Below are 24,431 nucleotides of genomic sequence, written 5' to 3'. Positions count from 1 at the left end.
AAATAGGGATGACAAAATCTCTACCTTTTCCATTGTCATGCTGAACTCGTTTCAGCATCTCTACCTTACTACACCTAAAAATTAGTGTTACATTTATACTTTAATAAACACTTCTAAATGGCTAAACGCTCTTATCACAACTATTGGGTCTATATAATAACCAATAAACCAAACGGAGTTTTATATATTGGAGTAACTGGTGGTTTGGACGACAGGATGGAAAGACATGTTGCAGGAAAAGGAGCTTTTTTCGCTGTTAAATATAAACTTAAGATACTTGTGTATTATGAAGAGTTCCAATTCATTGAAGACGCTATTAAGCGAGAAAAACAATTAAAAAATTGGCACAGGCAATGGAAAATCAATTTGATAGAAAGTGTAAACCCGAATTGGGACAACTTATGGTCTCCTTTAGACCCTGAAACAAGTTCAGGGTGACAATGCATATTTGAAATGGATATATTTTTGTCATTGCGATGAGGCACGGCGAAGTAATCTCCTTACCGATTAAGAGATTACCCTACCCGGGCTTTGACAATAGTTCTACACACCCCTTACTCCCCTCTTTTTAGAGGGGAAACTCATACTCTATATTTTTTAAAAAGGCTACAGTTTCCCTCCTAACCTTGTGCTGAGCTTAGTCGAAGTGAAGGAGGGATTAAGGGAGGTGTTCTACAGGTATTGAATGAAAAATAGCAATCTCTTCCCTGTAGACCGAAATCTGTAATTAGAGGGCACTTAGAAATTAGCTACCTAAAGGTTTTACCCTAGAATGTTCAGCACAAGTTTATCAAAATTCTTTTGTGAGATGCTGAAATGGTAAATTCATGAACTCCTTAATTTAAAATATTAAACCTGTGAATAAACAAGTTCAGCATGACAGTTTAAAAAGTTGAACGTTACTTGGTGCCTGAGGCTCTCGAAGGCACCAAATAGAGATTCTTCGCTACGCTCAGAATGACAAAGGCCTATTGACATTTGTCAATAGGCCTTTAAAAGAATGAGTTAGTTTTGGTCTACTTTTTCTTTTTCTCTTTATCGTCTAATTTCTGTACAGTATCATACATAATTGGTGTCGCTATAAATAACGATGAATAGGTACCCACAATAACACCCACTATCAAGGCAAACATAAAGCCTCTGATGGAATCACCACCAAAAACAAAGATGGCCAATAATACCACTAAAGTAGTTAAAGAGGTATTTAAGGTTCTACTTAAAGTACTGCTCAATGAGGAGTTTACCACGCGGTTAAACGGCCAGCTGGAATGCTCATTAAAGAACTCACGAATCCTATCGAACACCACCACGGTATCGTTCAACGAGTAACCAATTACCGTTAAGATGGCCGCAATGAATGCCTGGTTGATTTCCATATTAAACGGCATAAACTTATAGGTCAACGAGAAGATCCCCAGTACGATCAATACATCGTGAAATACCGCAGCCACCGCACCAAGCGAGTATTGCCAACGCTTAAAACGTAGTAAGATATAAAGGAACACTACTATTAAAGACCCTAATACCGCCCAAACAGATGCCTGCTTAATATCATCGGCAATGGTGGGGCTTACTTTGTCTGATTGTAATAATCCTACCTGTTTATTCTCATCGGTTAAGTCAATAAATTGCTCATAAGTTAAACCTTCTAAATACGGCTGTAAACCGGTAAATAAGTTTTGTCTTATTTCTTCATCTACCTCGGCACCACTTTCATCTACTTTATACTTAGTAGTGATCTTTAACTGATTAGCAGATCCAAAGGTTTTAGCCTCGGCACTTCCAAAAATGTCCGGCTGTGATAATACCCCGGTAATTTCGGTTGCACTTACATCATGCGCAAAACGTACCTGGTAAGTTCTACCACCAACAAAATCAACACCCTGGTCTAAACCATTAGTAAATAACGATCCTAAACTTAAAGCGATAATAGCCCCTGAAATGATAAAGGCTACTTTACGTTTTTTCAAGAATTCTATATTGATGTTTCTGAAAAGGTTCTTGGTAATTGGTGTGGCAAAGTTTAATTTTCCGCCTTTATTTACATACCAGTCAATAGATAACCTGGTAATGAAAATAGCTGTAAATAAGGAGGTACCAATACCGATCAATAAGGTAGTGGCAAACCCTTTAATAGGCCCTGTACCAAAAATAAATAAGATCAATGCCGTTAAACCGGTAGTAATATTGGCATCTAGAATAGAGGATAACGCATTGCTGAACCCGTCTTTAATAGATTCTTTTTGCCCCTTGCCTTTGGTAAGCTCTTCCCTGATACGCTCGAAGATAAGTACGTTCGCATCCACCGACATACCAATGGTCAATACGATACCCGCAATACCAGGTAAGGTTAACACAGCGCCTAAACCTGATAAAATTCCGAAGATCAATAAGATATTTAATGCCATGGCAATGTCTGCAAATCCACCCGCTTTTCCGTAGTAGAAGATCATCCATAATAACACCACTATCAACGCAATGATGAATGACATCGTACCACTTTCGATCGCTTCCTGACCTAATGACGGCCCTACTACTTCACTTGAAATGATATCTGCCGAAGCCGGTAATTTACCCGCACGTAATACGTTGGCTAAATCTTCAGCTTCACTTAAAGAAAAGTCTCCTGAAATAGATGAATTCCCCCCTGCAATGGGCCCGGAAGTAACACCTGGAGCAGAATATACAATATCATCTAAAACAATAGCTATCTGGCTTCCCTGGTTAAAGGCCTCACCTGTCATTTGTTCCCAGATCTTAGCGCCCTTGCTATTCATTTGCATGGATACTTCAGGCTTTCCTGTTAATCCGAAATTAACACGAGCATCTGTTACAACCGCACCACTTAATTGAGGCACATTTTCCCTGTTTCCTACCAAAGCATATAAGCCTACAATCTCAGAATCCTTGCTTGGTTTACCAAACGCAAACTTGGCATAACGCTGTTCTACCGGCAGTAAGGCTCTAACTTCTTTTCTATCTAAATATTCAAGGATTTTTTCTCTATCCTTTAGTTCAAATTGGGCAATTACCGGTCCGCCCTGGTAACCCGGACCTCTGATTAAATCCAATAACGGATTTGCTACAGTTGCAACCTCTGTGGAATCTGTAGTAGCTTCTCCTAAAAGGTCATCAATAGTATCTTGTGCCGTAGCATCTTCAGAATCGTTTCCTTCAGCCACTTCTGCTTCGGGTTTGGCATCTTCAACCAATGGTTTTAAAACTTCGTTAGCCTGCGCCAAAAATCCAAAGAACTGCTCACCTTTATAGGCATCCCAGAACTGTAACTGTGCCATGGTAGTGAAGTTACGCTCGGCACGTTCAATATCTTTTACTCCCGGTAACTCAATTAAAATCCTACCTGAATTCCCTAAACGCTGAATGTTTGGAGAGGTAACTCCTAACCCGTCAATACGTTTACGTAATACCTCGAAAGCCGATACTACAGACTCGTCAATTTTGGTTTGAATTACTTTTTTAACCTCTTCATCGGTCATACTGCCGTCAATCTCACCATCTAAGTCTTTGGTGTAAAATATATCCGGAGAGGCTAATTTAGTATCGCCTTTAATTTTATCGAATTCTATAAAGAAATCCTCTAAATAGGTATTCTGACTGTTCTTTTGAACCTCAGACGCGTTGTCTAAAGCGGTATTAAAAACAGGGTCGCTGGTATTGTTTGCCAATCCTTTTAAGATGTCTTTTACAGACACCTGTAGAATTACGTTAATACCTCCTTTTAAGTCCAAACCTAAATTCATGGCTTTAGACTTCACGTCATTATAAGTGTATTTTGCAATACCGATGTTGAACACGGTATCTGTTGCTATAGACTCTAAATAGCTGGCTTCTTCCTGGCTTCTCAGTTCACGATAATTCGCTTCGGTTTCAGCAATCTTTTCTATGGCCTGTTCTTCTGCATTGGCCTCAATTTGGTTTGCTTTAAATGTAAACGATAATTGGTAGATACTTACCAACCCGAATAATATAGCAAACAATCTTACTAATCCTTTGTTTTGCATGCTTCTGTTATTTTATGGTCAAATTTTAAAACGGGAAATGTATGTTTCACCTTAAGATTTGACAATTATTTTTGTGTTTATAATTGAATTGAAAGGGTTTATTTAAACGCCTTTAAAATTTTTAATGATAGTTTAGGGATTGAAATGTCGAATATGTCATTCTAATCATGATTTCCGAATGTCACACTGAGCGCAGTCGAAGTGCCCTCAAAGCGAAGCATCTTAATTTAGTTTTCAAAGATTCTTCTCCCGATAACTATCGGAATCAGAATGACAAGTGACTTTTAACAATTAGGCCCGGCTCTAACCTCCGGTTCTTTGTGTGAAGTATTATCTATTGCAATAGCAATATTGCGATTAACTTTATAAGCCGTTTTTATGGAATGATCCGATTTACTAACCGCTTGATTTTCTAATGGAAAATAGACATTAGGATTAGTAAACCGATCGTAATCAAATTTTATTTCTAAAACATACTTACCACCTAAACTTGATGGTTCCGATCCTTTTCTGATCTCGTAAACATCAAGGTTATAACCGGATGGTTCGTCTGAAGCATGCGAATCACTTTCATCCTGGTTATCAGAAGCATACCCAAGCACTAAATGATCTTCTTTGGAGAGGATCTCTTTTATGTTGGCTACCTTAACATGACTATGGTAGGTAATCTTTAAAGTCCCGTTTTCTGCTTCCTGAACTTTAATATTGGTGGCACCAACCTCTTGCAACTGTTCTCTAACATTTGCAATGGCTGCTTGAACGTCGTCTTTAGCAACTTCGGCATTGGCAAACTCCATTACAATTTCCTGGTTGGGTACAGGATCTTGTTTCTGGCAAACACCAAGCAGTGTCAATGCTATTATTAATGTACTAAAGTACCATTTTGCGTTCATGCGCCAAATATATAAAAAATAAAGACTGTATTGCTACAGTCTTTATTATAAATTTATGTGTTTATGTAGGTTAGCGTACTAAGCCTCTACACTTAATAATCCATTTGTTTTTCTAACACCTTCCGCACTGGATTGCATGTGTGCTTTTTCGGCATCGCTTAATGGAATATCAACAATCTTTTCAATACCGTTTTTACCTAATACAACAGGTACACCAATACAGATATCACTTAAACCATATTCACCGTCCAATAAGGTAGAACATGGGAAGATCTTCTTTTGGTCACAAGCAATAGCCTGCACCAAAGCACTTACTGCTGCTCCGGGCGCATACCATGCAGACGTACCCAATAATTTAGTTAAGGTAGCACCTCCAACTTTAGTATCTTCTTTAACCTGCTCTAGACGTTCTTCACTTAAAAACTCAGAAACTTTTACACTGTTTCTTGTGGCGTGGCTTACTAATGGCACCATACCGGTATCACTGTGCCCGCCAATTACCATACCGTCAACATCAGAAATAGGCGCTCCTAAAGCCTCGGCTAACCTGTATTTAAAACGTGCTGAATCCAAAGCGCCACCCATACCGATAATTCTGTTCTTTGGTAAATCAGTAGATTGGTGTACCAAGTACGTCATAGTATCCATTGGGTTACTAACTACGATAATAATGGTGTCAGGTGAATGCTCAATCAAACTTGAAGATACTGTTTTTACAATACCGGCGTTGATCCCTATTAACTCCTCACGGGTCATTCCCGGTTTTCTCGGAATTCCGGACGTAATAACACAAATATCACTATCAGCTGTTTTACTATAATCGCCTGTAACACCAGTTATTTTAGTGTCAAAACCATTTAATGATGCTGTTTGCATTAAATCCATGGCTTTACCTTCAGCATAGCCTTCTTTAATGTCTAACAAAACTACTTCTGAAGCAAAATCTTTAATAGCAATATACTCTGCACAACTTGCACCTACTGCTCCTGCTCCTACTACTGTTACTTTCATACGTTTAACTTTTATTAATTGTTAAAATTTAGAATAATTTTCAGTTCTTTTTAATGGAATTTTACGCCACAAAATTCATGATTTAAAAGGAAAAATTTCATGACCAAAGTCATGCAAAATTAAGAATTAAAATGCTCTAAATAAAAAAAGTACAGGACTAAATCCCGTACTTTTTTAAAACATAAAACTAAATATAAACTAACTAAAATTAAAACATCTTTTTTATGAACTATTCAATAATTACGTCTTTATTTTATCTAAAGCTAAATGCCATTCCTGCAGATAGTGTATTATATTCCTGAATAGTATAATCTCCAAATATTTTGAAGAACCCTAAACTGAATCTGGCACCTAATGTGGCTCTAAAACCACTGGTATCAAAATCCATATTGATGGGGTCTGTTACCGGCACAATGGCTTGCTGACCATCAAAAGGGCCTCCCGTAATGGTGTAATCCAGGTTATAGGTTCCTAACATTTTTAATGATGAATTACCGCCGGTATATCCTACACCACCATAAACATTGATAATAGGGAAGTTTAAGGACGCAATAGCCTGCGCCGTAAATGAGCTTAAATCAAACTCAGCTCTTTGATTGCTTCCCGGAACAATATCGCCATCCATAGCATAACTAACATCCATACTGGTGTAAGCAGCTAATAATGATACATGCAACGGTAATTTATCCAAGGGGCCAAAAATGCCTGTAATTTCTTTTTTAAGACCAATACCCAATAATTTTCCTTTAACATCGTCCGTATTAATTTCCGGTACTACACGGATCATAGCATCCATTTTTAACGGAAGCCCTACATTTAATTGTAATGCCGGTGTTGGTATGGCACTTAAAGGTAAATCCCCTTTAATTCCCGAAGGCATTTCTAAAGTGGTTGAAACATTTTGAGTATTGCCCTGGTATTCTACATCCGTAGAAACCGTTAGCGTAGCACCGTTACCTGAACCTGCCACTGTTGCACTGGTTGGAGACGACGTACTGGTTACACTGGTTAAGTTTAGATCTGCAAAGCTGAAGATCTCATCTTTGGTAGGTACCATGGAGGCATTAAACCCAATGGTTAAATCGAAGCCCAATTTTTTGTGAACTTTAGCTGTGTGATACCAGCCACTGTTCATACCATAAATTAAACCGTTCATTGCCGGATTAATGTAGGCTGCGGTTAATTTGTTAGCGTCTTCTCTGGCCGCTAATAAAATGCTCTCTAATTCCTGAGCTTTAGAAAATTGTGTCATAAAACACAATAACATAAGTAAGATAATCTTTTTCATCGTTTTCATTTGGGTACAGCAAACATAGTAAAAATTCTGTAAAAAACAACACTTTATCGGAAAAAAATTGCTTTTCATCGATTTTTTAACATAAAAAAAGCCATGACCTCAGATCATGGCGCTTGAATTTACTTGAATTTTACTACTATTTCAACGGTCTATTGCCAATATACAACCGCTTCATTATACATGGCATCTAATGCTAGCTGTACTGCTTTTGCCGTATTAGCACCGGTTTCAATATTTGAAATAGGTTGTTTGTTATGTATGACGGCATCCTTAAAATCAATCAAAGCCTGCTTACTTGGATTCAAATGCTCAACCTTGATGGGCGTGCCCTTTTGTGGTATATAATCTGTTGGAGCCGTAGCACCGGCTACACCGTCAACTTCGGTTAATTCTGCTTTCTCCGGTTTTTTATAAAAGTTTATCCAGGCTTTTCCTGTAGTCATTGTTATAGTTCCTTTATCTCCAATGACCTTAATTTGATAACCACCAGGAATATAACTGGTCAAACATTTAAAATGAGCCTTTACGCCTCCTGGGTATTCAAATATTAAATGGGTATTGTCGTAGGTTTCCCTGCCATCATCCCAAAAGTTGATGCCTCCGGTCCCCATAATTTTCTTCGGGTTTTCATCCAACACCCAACTCACAAAATCTATTTGATGCGAACTCAATTCGGCCGTCATGCCTCCGGAGTATTCCTTATACATACGCCAGTTAACAGCGCGCTCGTATTGAGGCTCCGGAACCGGTTTTCTCCAATCACCTTCTCTGTACCATTGGCATTCAAAAGATTTAATAGTCCCTATTTCTCCTTTTTTCAAAAGGTCAACCACATGTGTATATAAACGTGAACTATGGTATTGGTGTCCGGTTTGAAAAATCAATTTCGATTTGGAAACGCTTTCAACCAAACTGTCAATTTCTTTTAAACCCTTAGCCAGCGTTTTTTCACAATAGATATGTTTACCGGCCTCAATAGCTGCCATAGCTATTTCATAATGTGTATTAAATGGTGTGGCAATTAAAACGGCATCAACCGTCTCATCTTTCAGCAAATCCTTATAATCCTTATAGGCTTTGGCAGTATTGTTAGTTTTTGTTAAGCCTTCTTCCAATCTGAACGGTAATACATCGCAAACTGCTGTAACATTTAAACCTGCAATGTCATTTATTAAAGGGATTAATCCGCAACCGCGTCCACCGGTTCCAATAACACCAATATTAATAAAATCCTTGCCAAATCCGGTAGTACAGGATATGGCTCCTATTGCTGAAGTAGTAGCTATTACGCCTGCAGATGCCAACCCACTCTTCACTACAAACTCTCGTCGTTTCATTTATTTTAAAATTTTTATCAGTTCGAAAATCAACAATAAATATAAAAATAGGAGGCATATACGACCTCCTATTTCTTTAATTTAACACTTTTTATAATTTAGGTTCCCAACCTGCTTCATAATCCCGTTTCCAATGTGTCATGGCTTCGTCGTCATCAAACACTTTCCCTGTTTTGGTATCGATATGAATAGTCCTTCCAACTTCCTGAGCAATGTTCCCCAAGTGACATAAGGCGGTACTTATAGCGGCATCGGCAATAGGTGAGTTCTGTTTTTCACCAACTCTGATGGCATTGAAAAAGTTTCCAATATGCTTCACATCCAGACTACCGGCTCCGGCAGTATTTAACGTGGCACTTTTTTCCTTTTCGTCAATTTGCTTAATTAACTTGCCGTCTAAACCAAATAACTGATAACTATTTCTACTTAGCATAATGGTACCTTTACTACCATATATAGTAGCGCCTCTACCGGGTTGGCTAGGCATGATCTTTCCACGACTATGCCCTACCCATTTAATGTATTTACCGCTATCGTATTCATAGAACACCTCCTGGTTATCGGTAAACTCCCAGTCATCATCATAAGTATACTTTCCTCCAAAAGACGTTACTTTATTGGGCAGATCTAAACCAAGTGCCCAGCGGCAAACATCAATTTCATGGGTACCGTTGTTATGAACCTCTCCTGTTCCCCAGGTTTTAAACCAATGCCAGTTATAAGGATGTACATTATCTCTGTATTGCTCTCTTGGGGCCGGTCCCTGCCATAATTCCCAATCTAAAGTACCGGGAACATCAACTACTTTTCCTTTTCCTATAGAACCGCGGTTGTTTGAATAATAAGCTTCTCCTTTATAAACATCACCAATGATCCCGTCTTTAATTTCCTGAACCGCTTGCTGACTCGTTACTGCAGAACGCTGTTGGTTCCCCATTTGAACCACTTTGTTGTATTTCTTTTGGGCCTTAACCAGTAAATCATTTTCAAAAAGATTATGACTACAAGGTTTTTCCACATACACGTGTTTTCCGGCTTGTAACGCAGAAATGGCCATAGGTGCATGCCAGTGTTCCGGTGTTGCAATAAACACCGCATCCACATCTTTATCTTCTAATATTTTTCTAAAATCCTTTTTAACTTTAGCTTTATATCCAATGGTTTTTACCATCCACTCATTATTCTTTTCAATGATATTATCATCAACATCACAGGTGTAAATAATTTTGGCATTCGGATACTTGCTAATAGCCTGCATTAAAGATTTTGCTCTACTGCGGACCCCAATAACTGCCACATTTACTCTTTCGTTGGCTCCCAGAATACTATCTCCTGCAAAACTTACGTTGGGTAGAATCACAGCGCCTAAAGTTCCGGCCGCTGTTTGTTTTATGAATTGTCGTCTAGTTGGTTTCATATGATATTTTTTAATTGAATTCTCTAATTTTTATACTTCTAAAGTGAACCGTGTCCCCATGGTCTTGTAACAGGATATGTCCGGCCGGCCACTGTCCAAAATTGTCCCATTTTTTATACTTGCTGTAAGCAACCAGGGCTCTAAACATATGAGAAAAACGGTCATACTCAATAACCTTTTCATTATTCAGCCAGTGCTCAACGTTTCCTCCCTTTACAACAATTCTGGCTTTATTCCAGCTACCAACACCTTTAAATTGTTTTTTGCGACCGGCAATGGTATGCCCTTCAGCCGTCATCAGATCGTATAATGAGCCTACCGTTCTATTACCATTGACCCCTTTTTTAGCATCGGGATGTTTTTTATCATCTAAAATTTGAAACTCACACCCAATGGCAGACCCTGCTCCTTTATTCAAATTAGGATCCACAAAATATTTAATACCACTATTAGCGCCTTCTGTTATTTTGAATTCCAGTTCCAACTCAAAGCTACCGTATACATTAGTTGTTACAATATCTCCGGGGCCGGTAGATTCCCCGCCATCTGTTGCTAAAACGGTTAAAATCCCGTCTTTCATTTCCCAACCGGACTTAGGAAAATGATCCAATTTGGCACCACGCCAACCGTCACTGGTTTTTCCATCCCAAAGTAAACGCCATCCGTTACGTTTTTCACTATCTGTTAGTGTATTTAACAAATAACTCATTTCCTTAACATCCGGATCCTGAGCCCACCTACTTTCGTTTAAATGGTCCGTTTTAATTCTGATGTTACGCCACTTAATTTGCTTTCCGTCCTTTTGTTTATTTCCACCAATGCCATGAACCTGTAATCCAATAAAACCCGAAGCTGTCAGGTCATCCACCAAATTAGAGCATTGAATACCATTTATCCATGTTTTTATGGAGTTGCCAATGGCTTCAATTCTACAGCTATTCCAGCTACCGTTTTTAAATGCGTTTCTTCCTTTTTCATTAATGGCCAACGGATACAGCCAGCCACGCCTGGCTTCGTCAAAAATACCACCGCTAAAGGCCCTGTCACTGGGGTCCAATTCAAACTGATAGCCGTGAACCCTGCCATTATTATGATCCTTAAAACTGTTTGACCTGAATTGTACGCCCGAATTAAGGATAGGATCAACAATCACCTCGAACTCTAAAATAAAATCGGAGTAATTCTCTTTGGTACATAAAAAACTGTTTGGGGTTCCCATTTTTGAAGTCCCTACAATTTCCCCGTTTTCAACTTTGTAATCCGCTTTTCCGTTTAACTGTTTCCAGCCGTCTAAATTTTTACCGTTGAAAAGTACTTTCCAACCATCCTGTTTTGTTTGAGAATCCATCTCAGAAGGCATTATTCCTATAAAGAATAAACCTGCAATGACTAACCACTTGAATTTAAAATACATCTTGAATATTAATAAATTAGAATTATTTTTTTAGTTTTGTGTACGTGCACGTAAAATTATAAATTTACCTGAATTATAAAAAATAAAAGCACATTTATTATGTATTTTTGGACGTATAAATAATTATTTATTACTTACAACTACATTGACAACTATAAAGGACATAGCAAAAAAGGCTAACGTTTCTACCGGAACGGTAGACAGGGTTATTCATAACAGGCCCGGCGTTTCTGAAAAAACCAAAATTCATGTTCAAAAAATTATTGAGGAACATAATTTTCAAATCAATACGATTGCCAGTACACTGGCATTAAACAAGAGCTATAAAATAGGGGTTCTGATCCCTGAAGCCAGAGTTGAAAACGAATTTTGGTCAGAACCCAAAAAAGGGATTGAAAAAGCTGCCGAAGAGATCAAGAACTTTAGGATTTCCACTTCTTTTTTTACGTTCGATCAGTTTGATTCAAAATCATATGTGACCGCTTTTAAAGATTTGATTGCCGGTGATTTTGATGCGGTTTTAATGGCTCCTGTTTTCCATAAAGAAACCTCACAACTTATTACACACCTTGACAAAGAAAACACCCCTTATGTATTTATAAATATTGATTTACAAGGTTTCAATACCCTGTCATTTATTGGGCAGGATTCTTTTAAAAGTGGCCATCTTGCGGCCAAGCTTATGAGTGTTATGCTGGCAGATTCAAGTGAGATCATAATCCCGGTTTTTAGGTTGAACAAGGGTAATTATTCGCATATAAATGATAGAATTACAGGGTTTAAATCGTTTTTTAAAGAAAAAAAGTCTTCTATAAAAATTAAAGATATTGCCATCCCTAATTTTAAAGACTTAAAGGTGATTAGCAGTATTTTAGACGACCATATGAAAGGCAGGACTATTGATGGTATTTTTGTGCCGTCAAGCAGATCGTTTTTAATTGCCGAATATTTGGAAACAGCACAACTTGAGAACATCAGATTGATTGGATACGATACCAATGAAAAGAATATTCAGTTTCTGAAAAATGATACTATCGACTTTTTAATTTGCCAGAACCCCTATCAGCAAGGTTTTAACGGTATTAAACTTTTGAGTGATTACCTGGTAATGAATAAGGCCCCTAACCCTAATTATCACTCCCCAATGACCATTGTTACTAAAGAAAATGTAGATGCTTTTTAACTTCTAAATGATAATTTCAAATATAACCAATACAAAAATATTGTTTAGGCCATACTTATTTGCTAATGACAAAAGCATCTAACACTTCGCCTCCTATTGAAGATATAGCTTGAAATTCCAATCGTTTTCCGGCTATCTTTAATAACGAAAAATGCCCTCTATGCGCATTCGCTGCGACAATGTTTTTCATACAGGCACCTGGAACATAAGGCTTCCAGTTTTTTTTAATTTTTCCACCTGCTCCTGTAGTAATTTGAATAAATCCATTTGAAATTAGAGGATAATCATAGATATTATTTCTATACGTTTCTATTACATTTCCACTTGCGTCCAATGGATGCAGCCTTTCATAAGTATGGGCATGACCATTTAATACAATATCTACATTATACTTGGAAAACAAGGGATATAAGTCTATTACTGACTGGTAATCCCTTTTATAAGTACAGGTTTTCCCATTATGATGAAAGTAAACAAAAATCCAATCATACTTAGCTTGAGCTTGAATCAAATCCTTTTCAAACCATTGAACTTGATTTTCTGCATCATATAAAACACCATCTCTGGTATCTAAGGCTATAAAATGGGCATTGACATAATCAAATGAATAATAATGTTCATTGTTTGGCAGCTTCCACTCTTTTTCAAAATTCTTATTCGGATCAACATGCCAATCGTGATTACCTAATGCCGGATAAAAAGGAATGTTTTTTAAAATTGGCTCCATTGGCTTAAATAAATAGGCATCTGCAAATGAACTTTCTCCGTCCGGATAGATAATATCACCCAAGCCTATGCCAAAATCGGGTTTTCTTTCTAAATTATTGATTTGATTACTGGTAATATGGGGAAACCCGCCTTTAATTAATGGTTCCCCTATATCTCCCATGGCATAAAATGAAAACTTTGCTACGTCACTATCAGGTTCGGTTCTAAAAAAATAATCGTCCCCGGATGCCAGTAACTTATCATCAGTATAAATAGCATAAAAATAGGTCGCGCCCCTTTCAATATCTTTTATAGTCACTGTACTCCTAACTTTATTACCCTCATTTACAACAGTTCCGTAAACTTTTGTGTCCGGCTCACCAGATTTCCCATATTTAACGTATGTGTTTTCACCTTTATTTGTAATCCACAAAATACTCACACTATCAGCATATGCATTTTGCAAATAAGGCTGCCTTAATAATATGGTTTCAGACTGGTGATCATGTTCAACTTCTGTTTTGGTTGATTTGCAACTTATAAAAAGCATTATTAGCAACAGGAAAAAAAATTGTATCTGTGAGTTTGTCATTTATAAATTTTATTTAAAACAGTATACTAAAAATACGACCATAAAAAAACCATAATATTAAATTAACATTATGGTTTTGTATCATTTTAAAAGATTTAATTACGCATCAATATTCGCATAAATAGCATTCTTTTCAATAAACTCTCTACGTGGTGGCACTTCATCTCCCATCAACATGGAGAAGATCCTGTCGGCTTCAGAACCGTTTTCAATATGCACCTGGCGCATGGTCCTAAATTCAGGATTCATAGTAGTATCCCATAATTGTTCGGCATTCATTTCTCCAAGACCTTTATAACGTTGTATCTTACTACCGTCTCCAAATTCTGCAACCACCTCATCACGTTCTTTATCAGTCCAGGCATAACGCTTTTTAGCACCACGCTTCACTAAATATAGTGGTGGCGTGGCAATATAAACATGCCCGTTCTCTATCAGTTCCTTCATATATCTGAAGAAGAAGGTTAAGATCAATGTTGCAATGTGACTACCATCAATATCGGCATCACACATGATCACGATTTTGTGATAACGTAATTTTGAAAGATTTAAAGCCTTACTATCCTCTTCGGTACCTATGGTAACCCCAAGCGCCGTAAAGATATTTTTGATCTCTTCGTTTTCAAACACTTTATGCTGCATGGCTTTTTCAACATTCAATATTTTTCCACGAAGCGGAAGAATAGCCTGGAATGCTCTGTCCCTTCCTTGTTTTGCTGTTCCACCTGCCGAATCTCCCTCCACCAGGAACACTTCACATTTTGCAGGATCTTGCTCAGAACAATCACTTAATTTCCCGGGCAAACCACCAATACTCATCACGGTTTTACGCTGAACCATCTCACGCGCTTTTTGAGCCGCGTGACGTGCCTGAGCAGCTAATATTACCTTTTGAACAATGGTTTTAGCATCATCAGGATGTTCCTCCAAATAATCGGTTAACATCTCTGATACGGCCTGACTTACAGAAGCCGAGACTTCTCTGTTCCCCAATTTTGTTTTGGTTTGTCCTTCAAACTGAGGCTCTGCAACTTTTACCGAAATAATAGCAGTTAACCCTTCACGGAAATCATCACCTGAAATATCAAACTTCAATTTATCGGTCAACCCCGAAGAATCGGCATATTTCTTTAAGGTATGTGTTAATCCGCGTCTGAAACCGGTTAAATGCGTTCCACCTTCATGCGTATTAATGTTATTCACATAAGAATGTAAATTCTCGGCATAAGAGGTATTATAGATCATGGCAACCTCTACCGGAATCCCATTCTTCTCCCCTTCAAAAGCAATAACATCTTTCATTAAAGGCTCTCTGGTAGCATCTAAATACTTAACAAACTCCGTAAGCCCTTCCTCGGAAAAGAAGGTTTCAGAAATAACGTTACCTTCTTCATCTTTATGTCTCAGATCTGTTAAAACAACCGTGATCCCTTTATTAAGAAACGCCAGCTCCCGCAATCTACTAGCCAAAGTATCGTAATTATACTCAAGCGTTTGATTGAAAATTTGAGGGTCCGGTTTAAAGGTCACTACAGTTCCGTTTCTATCAGAATCCCCTATGGTTTTAACCGGATATAATGTTTTTCCACGTTCATATTCCTGCTCCCAAATTTTCCCTTCACGATATACGGTAGCCTTTAAATGCTCAGAAAGTGCATTAACACAACTTACCCCAACACCGTGTAAACCACCGGATACTTTATAGGAATCTTTATCGAATTTACCTCCGGCACCAATCTTGGTCATTACAACCTCAAGTGCAGAGACGCCTTCTTTTTTATGTAACCCGACAGGAATTCCTCTACCGTTATCTTCGGTAGTAATGGAATTATCCTCATTGATAGTTACTTTTATAGTGTCACAATGTCCAGCCAGTGCTTCATCAATGGAGTTATCTACCACCTCATAAACCAAATGGTGCAACCCTCTTACACCTACATCACCGATATACATGGACGGACGCATACGTACGTGCTCCATACCCTCAAGTGCCTGAATACTATCGGCTGAATAATTGTGCTTTTTAGCTTCTTCGCTCATATACTTTTGTTTAATTTTATTCGTTTTTAAAAAGTTCCTGTTATATAACGGAAATAATGCTGTTTAATTTTGGTTTAATCCTAATTAAAATAGAATCTCATTAACACAAAAAAATGACGCATTAGCATCATTCTTCTATAACAAAGATACGAAATATAAAAGCCGTTAAAAAGCTTTTCAGAGAGTTTATACAAAAATTATCAACAATTGTTAATTAATAAAAAGTCGCTTAAATCACCTAAAAAGTATCTTAAAATGGATTTTAATGTTTTTTTACTGCCCGGCCAAAACAAACTATCAATATAAATGCCCTATGGAGCTGTTCGCTCCAGTGAACATTTTAACAGCCACTTCTTTTTTTCATAAAAAGACACCGGTTAGTAAAGTTTTTGTTACATTTAAGGAAATATGAATTTCAACATTTTTAATATTTTAATTATCGCTGGAATTATACAGGGATTTGTTTTTACGGGGATTGTAATTTTCACAAAAAAGTATCATTCAAGAAGTAGCTTTTTTTTAATAGCATTAATTTTTTGTTATTCCATTAGTAACCTGATGTATATATTACCAGATATTGGGGCCATGCCCCTGCTTATCATGTATGCTTATATCTTTTTACCTTTTGCATCTGTTATAGCTCCCATAATATATTGTTATGTTATATTTTTTCTTTTCCCTAAAAAAAAGATGCCTTTAAAATTAAAACTCCTTTTTCTTCCATTCCTGTTTTTTCTATTATTAATCTTACTTTTTAGATTTAGGGTCATTTTGGGATATGATGTTGTTGATCCTATTAATAATCTTTATTATTATACAGTAATTTATCATGAGTTTTTTTCCGTACTGTATAGTATCGTACTGCTAATAATGATATTCATTCAAATTTCTAAATTCGAAAAACAGAACAAAGCTTATAATAACAAACTTATAAGACCGGATATAAAATGGCTAAAGGGAACCCTGTCTATTATACTGATCTTTACTTTTTTATGGGCATACCTGACTATAAGAAACAACTTTTTTACCAACGGCGAAACTATATTTTACAGTCTATGGGTAGCCATGGCTGCTATAATTTATTGGTTAGGACATATTGGAATATATAAATATGGCGTGTTGGTAGACAGGAGAGGAATAAGGCGCTATGCCAAAAACGCCAGTATATCTGCAAACAGTCAATCTAAAAACGGACATATCATAGCGTTGGAAAACTTACTAATAAAGAATAAAACTTACCTGGACCCCCAACTTACCCTTGAAAGTGTTGCAAATAGTTTAGATCTCAGTCCCAGTTATTTATCCCGGGTTATAAATAATGAATTAAAAACCAGTTTTACAGACTATATCAACTCCTATAGAGTTGAAGCAGCCAAAACATATTTAAGAAACCCTGATTTCTCTAATTATACTATGGTCTCAATAGGCATGGAAGCAGGCTTTAATTCAAAATCGGCTTTTTATGAGGTTTTTAAAAAGACCACTGGGAAAACACCCTTGGCCTTTAAAAGAAGCTTAACAAAATAATTATAACTACTTAAAGCGCATCATTTTCAACTTTTTAAAGTTAGTCCAGAATTTTGTCATTTATCAAAATCTGGAATTACATTTTTTGTTGGGATTTTATATTTGGTTTAAAACTTTACCGAAATGAAATACCTAACTAAAGCATCACTACTCATTCTGATTATATTCTTTTTTAACTGTACAATAACCACGGGTAGCCTGAATAATTTTACAAAAGCAGCTATTCATGATTCATGTAATACGCCCATTAATTTTCAAGGCAATGATATTTATGGGTATAAGTTAACTGATGAAGCCCCAACAGATTATTGGCAAGTAGGTGCTCATATTAATCACGATGATGAATGGCCGGAAATTGGTATTAATATATTTATTGAGGAATTTGTAGACGGCCAAAATTTCTATGATGTTACTACAGGTTTTGAAGCCGATAAAGCTCAGATATATTACTTTGACCAGGACGGCAACCAGTATGTTAGCTCACCCAACAACACCGGAATAATAGCTGTTGGCTTCATTAAAGGCACTTCAGACACATGGGATAAACTGACAATACAATTTAACAATGTTGAGGTCATTGACCCTAATACAAATGTGACAAAATGTATTAACAAATTTGACTACCGTTTTTTAATAACAGAATAGCCTTTATTTATGAATAGTTGACTGATAGCTTTTTTATAAATAAGGGCGCTTGACTTTTAAGTATAATGAGACCGGCCAATAATGACACCAAAAGAAAAAACAACCTGTTTTTAATTACAATATTTTGCACGTATGGGCTCATTTATTCCCAAACTAACAACATAGAACATCACAAAATTGGATTAGGGTTTATTTATGGACAGGGCGCCCATAAAAGTTTTCCTTCGCCTTCAAAAAGTTATAATTTCAGAACCAAATTTTACAAGCTGCATTTAAATTATAAGCTAACTAACAAAAGGTATTGGGCACTAGCTGTAAACTTAGAACCGTCTTATTATATCAACGAACACAAATCGTTAGGCTCAGTACAACACGTAGCGGGCAAGATAGCAGAATCTACAACCAGACCTGAAGATGTAATAAATGAATATGCACTCAATATAGGTATCCAAGCTAAATATAATCTTTTCAAAAACTTAACATCCTATTTTTTGGGGAGCATAGGCCCTACTTTTTCCAATATGAAAACAGAAAGGCTGAATAAGGGGTTTGCATTTTCAAATATTGTGGCTATGGGACTTAACTATAATATCAATTTAGTGCTATTGGATTTCAGATTAAGCATGAGACACGTATCAAATGCAGGAATGAACTACCCCAACAGAGGGTATAATAGCTTGAATTTTGAAGTTGGTTTCACCATACCTCTTAAGACCCCAACTATTTATTAAACCAATATATTAATGCCGGGAAGCCCCAATACTTGAAGCAGTCTTCTAAAACTGCACTATTTCTAAATCTAAAATGAAGCAGGGCAAACTATTTAGTAAAACTACTTGTAATATATAAACAGGCTGGTATGATAAAAACCTGAACTATTTAACTTAACAAGTCCCTTAGAATTGATTTCGCTTCTTAAAACCCGGTTTCAAAATTAAAAAACACATAAAATTGCCTACAATCTTACATTATGCTTTTACTACTTAAAAACCATTTTTTATTTGATAGTAATAATTTATTAGGGTAAATGACGAATATAAAATGAACAATTCAGGCAAATACATTGAAGAACTTACAAATTAAAATCAATATTTTATTAATTCGATAATAATGAAATAGGGTATAAAAAAAATTGAGCTTGCTACATTTATTCTACATATCTTTGGCGGGACAAAATGAGAAACAATAATAACAATAACAATTCTAATAATCCTATCATATAGGAAGGGAAGGTTATTGTTTAAAAATATTTGAAGCCTTCCAGTTACGGAAGGCTTTTTTTAATCTAAAAATTGAAACATGAGTAAAATTATGACAGTCGACGTATTGTCGAGTATTAAAGGCGCTCAACCCTCTGAAGCGGTGAGTAAATTATTTGAAGTCATCAAGAATGCACACACAACAAATACCAGTTCCTTTAATACCAATAATAATGCAGTGTCTGTTAATGATTTAAGAGATGATGTGGTGATTGAAAGTTCCGACACTGAAAAGCAAATCATCAAAGCCAATTTCCCGAAGCAAAAAAAAGGATATCTAGTTGTTTCTAAAGTGATAGAGGAATGATTATGGATTCTCAAATTCGTTCATTACATAAAAAACTGGTAAACAAGGAGCTATCTTGTACAGACCTGGTAAAAGAAAAATTAGAACTGTTAAAACCTAATACCAACAACACGGTTAATAGCCTGTTGGAAGATTCCGCACTGAAATTAGCCGCTGATGTGGATGCTAAAATTGCCCGTGGTGAGTCTATTGGATTATTAGAAGGTATTCCCTTTGGCATCAAGGATGTGTACATGGTAGAAGGCACATACACAACGGCAAGTTCTGATCTGTTAAAAAATTACAAATCGGCTTACACCGCTACGGCCATTCAGAAACTTTTAGATGCCGGTGCTATTCCAATCGTCAAAGAGAATTGTGATAGTTTTGGTCATGGGTCTTCCAGTGAGAATACCATTTTTGGTGCTGTGAAAAATGCTCAAAACCCCGAACTTGTTGGCGGCGGTTCCAGTGGTGGTTCTGCTGTAAACGTAGCTAAAGGTTATACGGTATTTTCTATTGGAGGTGATACCGGCGGTTCCGTTCGCCAGCCGGCCGGATACAATCATGTGTATGGTCTAAAACCAACTTACGGGCGTATTTCAAGATATGGTTTAATGGCCTATGCATCATCCACGGATTGTGTCGGGCCCATTGCTAAAACCATTGAAGATATTCGTATTGTTTTAAATACCATGAGTGGTAAAGATGTTAAGGATCAAACCACTTACCAATCTGAACCCATACCTGAAAATGCGATTTCCGAGAACGGCTCTGTGAAGTCTGTTGGTTATTTTAAAAACTTTGTTGAAAGTGAAGCCATTGACTCCAAAATAAAAGCCGATTTTTTATCTGCTATTGAAAAGATCAAAGCTAAAGGCATTGAAGTTAAAGCACTGGATTTCTTTAAATCTGACACTTTGGTCTCTACCTATTATACGTTGGCTATGGCCGAAACCGCATCCAACTTATCCAGACTGGACGGCACTAATTACGGTAACAGAATTGAGTCTGAAAATTTAAAAGAAACTTATGCCGTGACGCGCTCTGAAAACTTCTCCGAAGAAACTAAACGCAGAATTGTTGGTGGCAACCAGGTACTTTCTCAGGGATTTAGCGATGAAATTTACCTGAAAGGACTGGCTCTTAGAGATCAAATCTCTGAGAACTTTGAAAAAGATTTCAATGAGGTGGACATTATCATTTCCCCTGTGACGCCGGGTACCCCGCCGAAAATTGGCGATAGCTTAAAGGACCCTTTGGCGATGTATTTATCCGATGCCTATACAGTTGGGTTCAGCTTAGGGCAACTCCCAACTTTAACCGTGCCTCAAGGCACAACAACCGGCTTACAGATCACAGCCGCAAAAGACAATGACGAACTTGTTTTGAAGTTTGCTAACTTCTTAAAAGATACGATATAATGGATTTGGAGCAATTAAATGAGGCTTTAAAAGCCCACGAATTAGAATTGGTTATCGGATTGGAAACGCACATCCGGTTAAACACGAAAACCAAGTTGTTCTGCTCTTGTCCTAATGAAGAGACTGAGACTCCTAATGAACATATTTGTTCTGTTTGTACAGGACAAATGGGTGTGTTACCTGCTGTAAATAAAGAAGCAGTTACAAAGGCTATTTATTTTGGAAAAGCAGTAAAATCAACCTTTAGAAACGATGTGATCTCCTGGGACAGAAAGCACTATGAGTATCCGGATAACCCGAAGAACATCCAGATCACACAGTTCCACAACCCGATCATTCCTGATGGACAAGTCTCTTGTTTTAGAAATGACGGAAGTGAATTCACCGTTAATTTAACCCAGGTTCATATTGAGGAAGATGCGGCCAAATTAATGCACGAGAAAACCGTTTCTTTAGTTGATTTTAATAAGGCCGGTGTACCGTTAATTGAGATCGTTACCGAACCCTGTATCCACCATATTGAAGATGCTTCAACCTATGCGCAATACTTACAGCGTATAGTTCAGAACCTAAAAATATCAGAGGCAAACCTTGAAAAAGGTGAGTTTAAATCAGATGTTTCGGTATCGTTGCGAAAAAAACGCAGCTATAACTTAAACCCTCGTACGGAAATCAAAAACCTCAACTCGTTTAAGTTTATGACCGAAGCTTTAAAGGAAGAAGTTGAAAAACAGCTCAACTATTATCTGGAGCACAAAGAGTTCAGGCCGGATCAAACTACCGTGCTTTTTGATGCCGATCTGAAGCAAACCAAAACCATGCGTAAAAAGGAGTATGAAGCTGATTATCGTTTCATCTCCGAACCGGATCTACCGTTCGTAAATATAAAAGACGTTGTTGATTCCATTCATGTAGACGTCAGCGAATTACCTCATGCCGTCGAGCGCATTTTGATCAGAGGTGGTGTATTGCCTCAGGATGCCAAATTCTTTACAGCCGATTCGTTACGTTCTAAAACCTTTATGACAATAAATAAAGAACTTAATGATCCTTCATTTGTGGCCAAAACATTAGTAAATAATATTGGGGCTGACGACTATGTCGATATCTACAGAATTGAGCATCTTATTGACATTTTCAAACTGTTCAAAGAAGAAAAGATCACATCTGTTTTAGTTCAAAATGCGATTACCTCTTATTTAAAAGACCGGACTTTTGACTATAACAAATATTTTGAAGACAATACCATTTCAAAAGAGAAGATTGATGATGCTATTGCAAAAGTGATCGGCGATAATGAAGCTATAGCAAATGACATTAAAGCCGGGGACCAGGGGAAAGCAGGCATTTTGGTTGGAAAAGTTATTGGCATTATAGGAAAAGGCGCTTCCGGAAAAGTGATCCGTCAAGGTATTTTAGATGCTCTGGCTTCAGACACTATTGACATTTCAAAACCTGAAAGCAAAACCGATCCTTCTAAAACTGATGCCCACAAAACGGCAACTAAAGAAGAGGAAGAAACATTAGCGGAAATCCCGTTAGTGGTAAAAGATGAATACAGAACACATATCGCAACTGATTTGACGGAAGATTCTATTTCCGAAAAGGTAACTTTAGCCGGTTGGGTATCCAGTGTTCGTGATCACGGAGAATTAATATTTATTGATCTGCGCGATTCCAGCAATGAGATCTTCCAGGTGCGATTAAGCAGAGAATCCTTCCCTAATTTAGACGAACTGGTTAAACTAAAGCCGGAATCGGTTATCATGGTAACAGGTGAAATAGTTAAACGTAAAGAAGACGATTTTAACCCGGGCTTAAGAACGGGAACCATTGAGCTGGAAACTTCAGAGTTGGAAATTCTGAATTTATCTAAAACGCTGCCTTTCGAAATAAAGCGTGCCACAAAAACAAACGAAACCACACGGTTCCAATACAAGTTTTTAGATCACAGGAATAAAGACGTGCATCGCGTCATTAAGAACCGTCACAAGGTCATTAAACTGATGCGTGATATTTTGGACGAGCAGGATTTTCTGGAAATAGAAACACCGATATTAAGTGCCGGAACCGATGAAGGTGCCAGGGAATTTTTAGTGCCTTCACGAAAAGAGGCAGGCTCATTTTATACTTTACCACAGGCACCCCAGCAATTCAAACAAATGCTGATGGTAAGTGGTTACGAAAAGTACTTCCAGATTGCCCGTTGTTTCAGGGACGAAGATTCCCGTGGTGACCGTCAACCGGAATTCACCCAACTGGATATTGAAATGGCTTATGCCAGCATGCAGCAAATCATGGATTTGAATACCCATATGTTCAATGACATCGTTAAAAAGATCTACGGTAAAAAATGGACCCTGAAACCCTTTGAGGTTCTGACCTATAAGGAAGCCATGGATAAATACGGTTGTGATCGACCGGATCTGCGCTTTGGTTTGGAGATGCAGGACATCACCGATATAGTAAAGGACACCACATTCCAGGTGTTTAGCAAACCCATTGATGAAGGCGGTATAGTAAAATGTATCAAAGTGTCAGCTGAAGAACAGGGTAACAAACGTATATCTAAAGGGCAGATAGAGAAATTAACTGCCATAGCTCAGGCGCATGGTCTGGGTGGATTAGCTTATATCATAGTTAATGAGAACGATTTACAATCGCCCATTATTAAATTTTTGGGTGAAGATATTGCCGCAGGTATTATTGAAATGACCAATGCCCAGATCGGAGATATCGTATTCTTCTCTGCTGCCGATTACGCTACGGCTAATAAAGCCTTAGATGCGGTTCGCCAGGAAATGGGTAAAATGTTAAAGTTGATCAACTCAAAAGAATTAAGACCGGCCTGGGTGATAGATTTCCCAATGTTTGAAAAGACCGATGATGGTAACTGGACCTTTACCCATAACCCGTTCTCTATGCCGGCCACCTATGATATTGATAAACATATCAATGGTAAAGAAGAAGAGATTGGCTCTATCATTGCCCAGCAATACGATTTGATTTTGAACGGTTATGAAATTGGAGGAGGTTCTGTGCGTGCACATAAACCGGAAATTTTAGAGGCTACCTATAAAAATATGGGCTACAATAAAGACGACATGATGAAGAGTGTAGGCACCATGTATAAAGCCTTTCATTATGGTGCTCCGCCTCATGGTGGGATTGCCTGGGGTGTAGACCGTTTGATGATGATCTTAGAAAAGAAAGCGTCTATCAGAGAAGTTATGGCCTTCCCAAAAACAGGAACCAGCGAAGACTTACTGTTTGGAGCGCCTTCGCCTTTATCAGATAAAAAGGTTGAGGAGATGAATGTTAAGGTTGTTCGGAAATAACGGATAACAGGAACAAAAAACTACTAATATCCTGACTT

At 37.4% G+C, this 24,431-nt stretch carries 17 protein-coding genes; 8 read left to right on the top strand and 9 right to left on the bottom strand.

Translation table 11 applies throughout. From position 1 onward, the window contains the following. Positions 1-117 precede the first annotated feature (117 nt). A complete protein-coding gene (locus Q0983_RS15745) occupies positions 118-438 on the top strand; it encodes a GIY-YIG nuclease family protein (protein WP_299555547.1) in 321 nt (106 codons plus the stop codon). Positions 439-1,016: 578 nt separating this feature from the next. On the opposite strand, the gene secDF is transcribed toward Q0983_RS15745, so the two are convergent. From secDF to Q0983_RS15710, 7 genes are all read right to left on the bottom strand, one after another. Continuing rightward, complete coding sequence (gene secDF, locus Q0983_RS15740; protein ID WP_299555544.1) at positions 1,017-4,022, bottom strand: protein translocase subunit SecDF; 3,006 nt, start codon at positions 4,020-4,022, stop codon at positions 1,017-1,019. Between the two features lie 284 nt (positions 4,023-4,306). After that, positions 4,307-4,915 (bottom strand): hypothetical protein, encoded by a 609-nt coding sequence (locus Q0983_RS15735; protein WP_299555541.1) that lies wholly within the window; start codon positions 4,913-4,915, stop codon positions 4,307-4,309. Positions 4,916-4,993: 78 nt separating this feature from the next. Beyond that, positions 4,994-5,926: a malate dehydrogenase gene (gene mdh, locus Q0983_RS15730; RefSeq protein WP_299555538.1), complete on the bottom strand. Its 933-nt coding sequence runs from the start codon at positions 5,924-5,926 to the stop codon at positions 4,994-4,996. A 253-nt stretch (positions 5,927-6,179) separates the two neighbouring features. Beyond that, positions 6,180-7,214, bottom strand: a complete 1,035-nt coding sequence (locus Q0983_RS15725) for a DUF6588 family protein (RefSeq protein ID WP_299555535.1) — start codon at positions 7,212-7,214, stop codon at positions 6,180-6,182. A 158-nt stretch (positions 7,215-7,372) separates the two neighbouring features. After that, positions 7,373-8,560 carry a Gfo/Idh/MocA family oxidoreductase gene (locus Q0983_RS15720; RefSeq protein WP_299555532.1) on the bottom strand — a complete coding sequence of 396 codons (1,188 nt, stop codon included), beginning with the start codon at positions 8,558-8,560 and terminating at the stop codon, positions 7,373-7,375. Between the two features lie 91 nt (positions 8,561-8,651). Next, the gene (locus Q0983_RS15715) at positions 8,652-9,977 is read right to left on the bottom strand and encodes a Gfo/Idh/MocA family oxidoreductase (protein ID WP_299555529.1); all 1,326 of its coding nucleotides are present in this window, start codon (positions 9,975-9,977) and stop codon (positions 8,652-8,654) included. Between the two features lie 10 nt (positions 9,978-9,987). Then, positions 9,988-11,391, bottom strand: a complete 1,404-nt coding sequence (locus Q0983_RS15710) for a DUF1080 domain-containing protein (protein WP_299555526.1) — start codon at positions 11,389-11,391, stop codon at positions 9,988-9,990. A gap of 145 nt (positions 11,392-11,536) precedes the next feature. Between Q0983_RS15710 and Q0983_RS15705 the strand changes: the two genes are divergently transcribed. Then, positions 11,537-12,574 carry a LacI family DNA-binding transcriptional regulator gene (locus tag Q0983_RS15705; RefSeq protein WP_299555523.1) on the top strand — a complete coding sequence of 346 codons (1,038 nt, stop codon included), beginning with the start codon at positions 11,537-11,539 and terminating at the stop codon, positions 12,572-12,574. 55 nt (positions 12,575-12,629) lie between these two features. On the opposite strand, the gene Q0983_RS15700 is transcribed toward Q0983_RS15705, so the two are convergent. Both Q0983_RS15700 and gyrB read right to left on the bottom strand, forming a co-directional pair. Continuing rightward, on the bottom strand, positions 12,630-13,832 hold the full coding sequence (locus Q0983_RS15700) for a metallophosphoesterase family protein (protein ID WP_299555520.1): 1,203 nt from the start codon (positions 13,830-13,832) through the stop codon (positions 12,630-12,632). A 141-nt stretch (positions 13,833-13,973) separates the two neighbouring features. Continuing rightward, on the bottom strand, positions 13,974-15,914 hold the full coding sequence (gyrB, locus tag Q0983_RS15695) for a DNA topoisomerase (ATP-hydrolyzing) subunit B (RefSeq protein WP_299555517.1): 1,941 nt from the start codon (positions 15,912-15,914) through the stop codon (positions 13,974-13,976). An 870-nt stretch (positions 15,915-16,784) separates the two neighbouring features. Between gyrB and Q0983_RS15690 the strand changes: the two genes are divergently transcribed. From Q0983_RS15690 to gatB/aspS, 6 genes are all read left to right on the top strand, one after another. Beyond that, complete coding sequence (locus Q0983_RS15690) at positions 16,785-17,441, top strand: AraC family transcriptional regulator (RefSeq protein ID WP_299555514.1); 657 nt, start codon at positions 16,785-16,787, stop codon at positions 17,439-17,441. A gap of 123 nt (positions 17,442-17,564) precedes the next feature. Next, positions 17,565-18,086: a hypothetical protein gene (locus tag Q0983_RS15685; RefSeq protein WP_299555511.1), complete on the top strand. Its 522-nt coding sequence runs from the start codon at positions 17,565-17,567 to the stop codon at positions 18,084-18,086. A gap of 65 nt (positions 18,087-18,151) precedes the next feature. Beyond that, complete coding sequence (locus tag Q0983_RS15680) at positions 18,152-18,817, top strand: acyloxyacyl hydrolase (protein WP_299555508.1); 666 nt, start codon at positions 18,152-18,154, stop codon at positions 18,815-18,817. A gap of 568 nt (positions 18,818-19,385) precedes the next feature. Beyond that, on the top strand, positions 19,386-19,652 hold the full coding sequence (locus tag Q0983_RS15675) for a hypothetical protein (RefSeq protein WP_299555505.1): 267 nt from the start codon (positions 19,386-19,388) through the stop codon (positions 19,650-19,652). A gap of 2 nt (positions 19,653-19,654) precedes the next feature. After that, on the top strand, positions 19,655-21,055 hold the full coding sequence (locus Q0983_RS15670) for an amidase family protein (RefSeq protein ID WP_299555501.1): 1,401 nt from the start codon (positions 19,655-19,657) through the stop codon (positions 21,053-21,055). Continuing rightward, positions 21,055-24,393, top strand: a complete 3,339-nt coding sequence (gatB/aspS, locus tag Q0983_RS15665) for a bifunctional amidotransferase subunit GatB/aspartate--tRNA ligase AspS (RefSeq protein ID WP_299555498.1) — start codon at positions 21,055-21,057, stop codon at positions 24,391-24,393. Before Q0983_RS15670 ends, gatB/aspS begins: the two co-directional genes overlap by 1 nt. Positions 24,394-24,431 lie beyond the last annotated feature (38 nt).

The sequence above is a fragment of the Seonamhaeicola sp. genome (assembly GCF_028281565.1).
In the GTDB taxonomy this organism is placed as follows: domain Bacteria; phylum Bacteroidota; class Bacteroidia; order Flavobacteriales; family Flavobacteriaceae; genus Seonamhaeicola.
Note: the sequence above shows the minus strand (reverse complement) of the source record. Positions and strands in the feature narration are given on the sequence as shown.

Bases quoted from the DNA above. Each gene is read 5' to 3' on its own strand.
- Q0983_RS15745 (WP_299555547.1), top strand. From the start codon at position 118: ATGGCTAAACGCTCTTATCACAACTATTGGGTCTATATAATAACCAAT.
- secDF (WP_299555544.1), bottom strand. From the start codon at position 4,022: ATGCAAAACAAAGGATTAGTAAGATTGTTTGCTATATTATTCGGGTTG.
- Q0983_RS15735 (WP_299555541.1), bottom strand. From the start codon at position 4,915: ATGAACGCAAAATGGTACTTTAGTACATTAATAATAGCATTGACACTG.
- mdh (WP_299555538.1), bottom strand. From the start codon at position 5,926: ATGAAAGTAACAGTAGTAGGAGCAGGAGCAGTAGGTGCAAGTTGTGCA.
- Q0983_RS15725 (WP_299555535.1), bottom strand. From the start codon at position 7,214: ATGAAAAAGATTATCTTACTTATGTTATTGTGTTTTATGACACAATTT.
- Q0983_RS15720 (WP_299555532.1), bottom strand. From the start codon at position 8,560: ATGAAACGACGAGAGTTTGTAGTGAAGAGTGGGTTGGCATCTGCAGGC.
- Q0983_RS15715 (WP_299555529.1), bottom strand. From the start codon at position 9,977: ATGAAACCAACTAGACGACAATTCATAAAACAAACAGCGGCCGGAACT.
- Q0983_RS15710 (WP_299555526.1), bottom strand. From the start codon at position 11,391: ATGTATTTTAAATTCAAGTGGTTAGTCATTGCAGGTTTATTCTTTATA.
- Q0983_RS15700 (WP_299555520.1), bottom strand. From the start codon at position 13,832: ATGCTTTTTATAAGTTGCAAATCAACCAAAACAGAAGTTGAACATGAT.
- gyrB (WP_299555517.1), bottom strand. From the start codon at position 15,914: ATGAGCGAAGAAGCTAAAAAGCACAATTATTCAGCCGATAGTATTCAG.
- Q0983_RS15690 (WP_299555514.1), top strand. From the start codon at position 16,785: ATGATATTCATTCAAATTTCTAAATTCGAAAAACAGAACAAAGCTTAT.
- Q0983_RS15685 (WP_299555511.1), top strand. From the start codon at position 17,565: ATGAAATACCTAACTAAAGCATCACTACTCATTCTGATTATATTCTTT.
- Q0983_RS15680 (WP_299555508.1), top strand. From the start codon at position 18,152: ATGAGACCGGCCAATAATGACACCAAAAGAAAAAACAACCTGTTTTTA.
- Q0983_RS15675 (WP_299555505.1), top strand. From the start codon at position 19,386: ATGAGTAAAATTATGACAGTCGACGTATTGTCGAGTATTAAAGGCGCT.
- Q0983_RS15670 (WP_299555501.1), top strand. From the start codon at position 19,655: ATGGATTCTCAAATTCGTTCATTACATAAAAAACTGGTAAACAAGGAG.
- gatB/aspS (WP_299555498.1), top strand. From the start codon at position 21,055: ATGGATTTGGAGCAATTAAATGAGGCTTTAAAAGCCCACGAATTAGAA.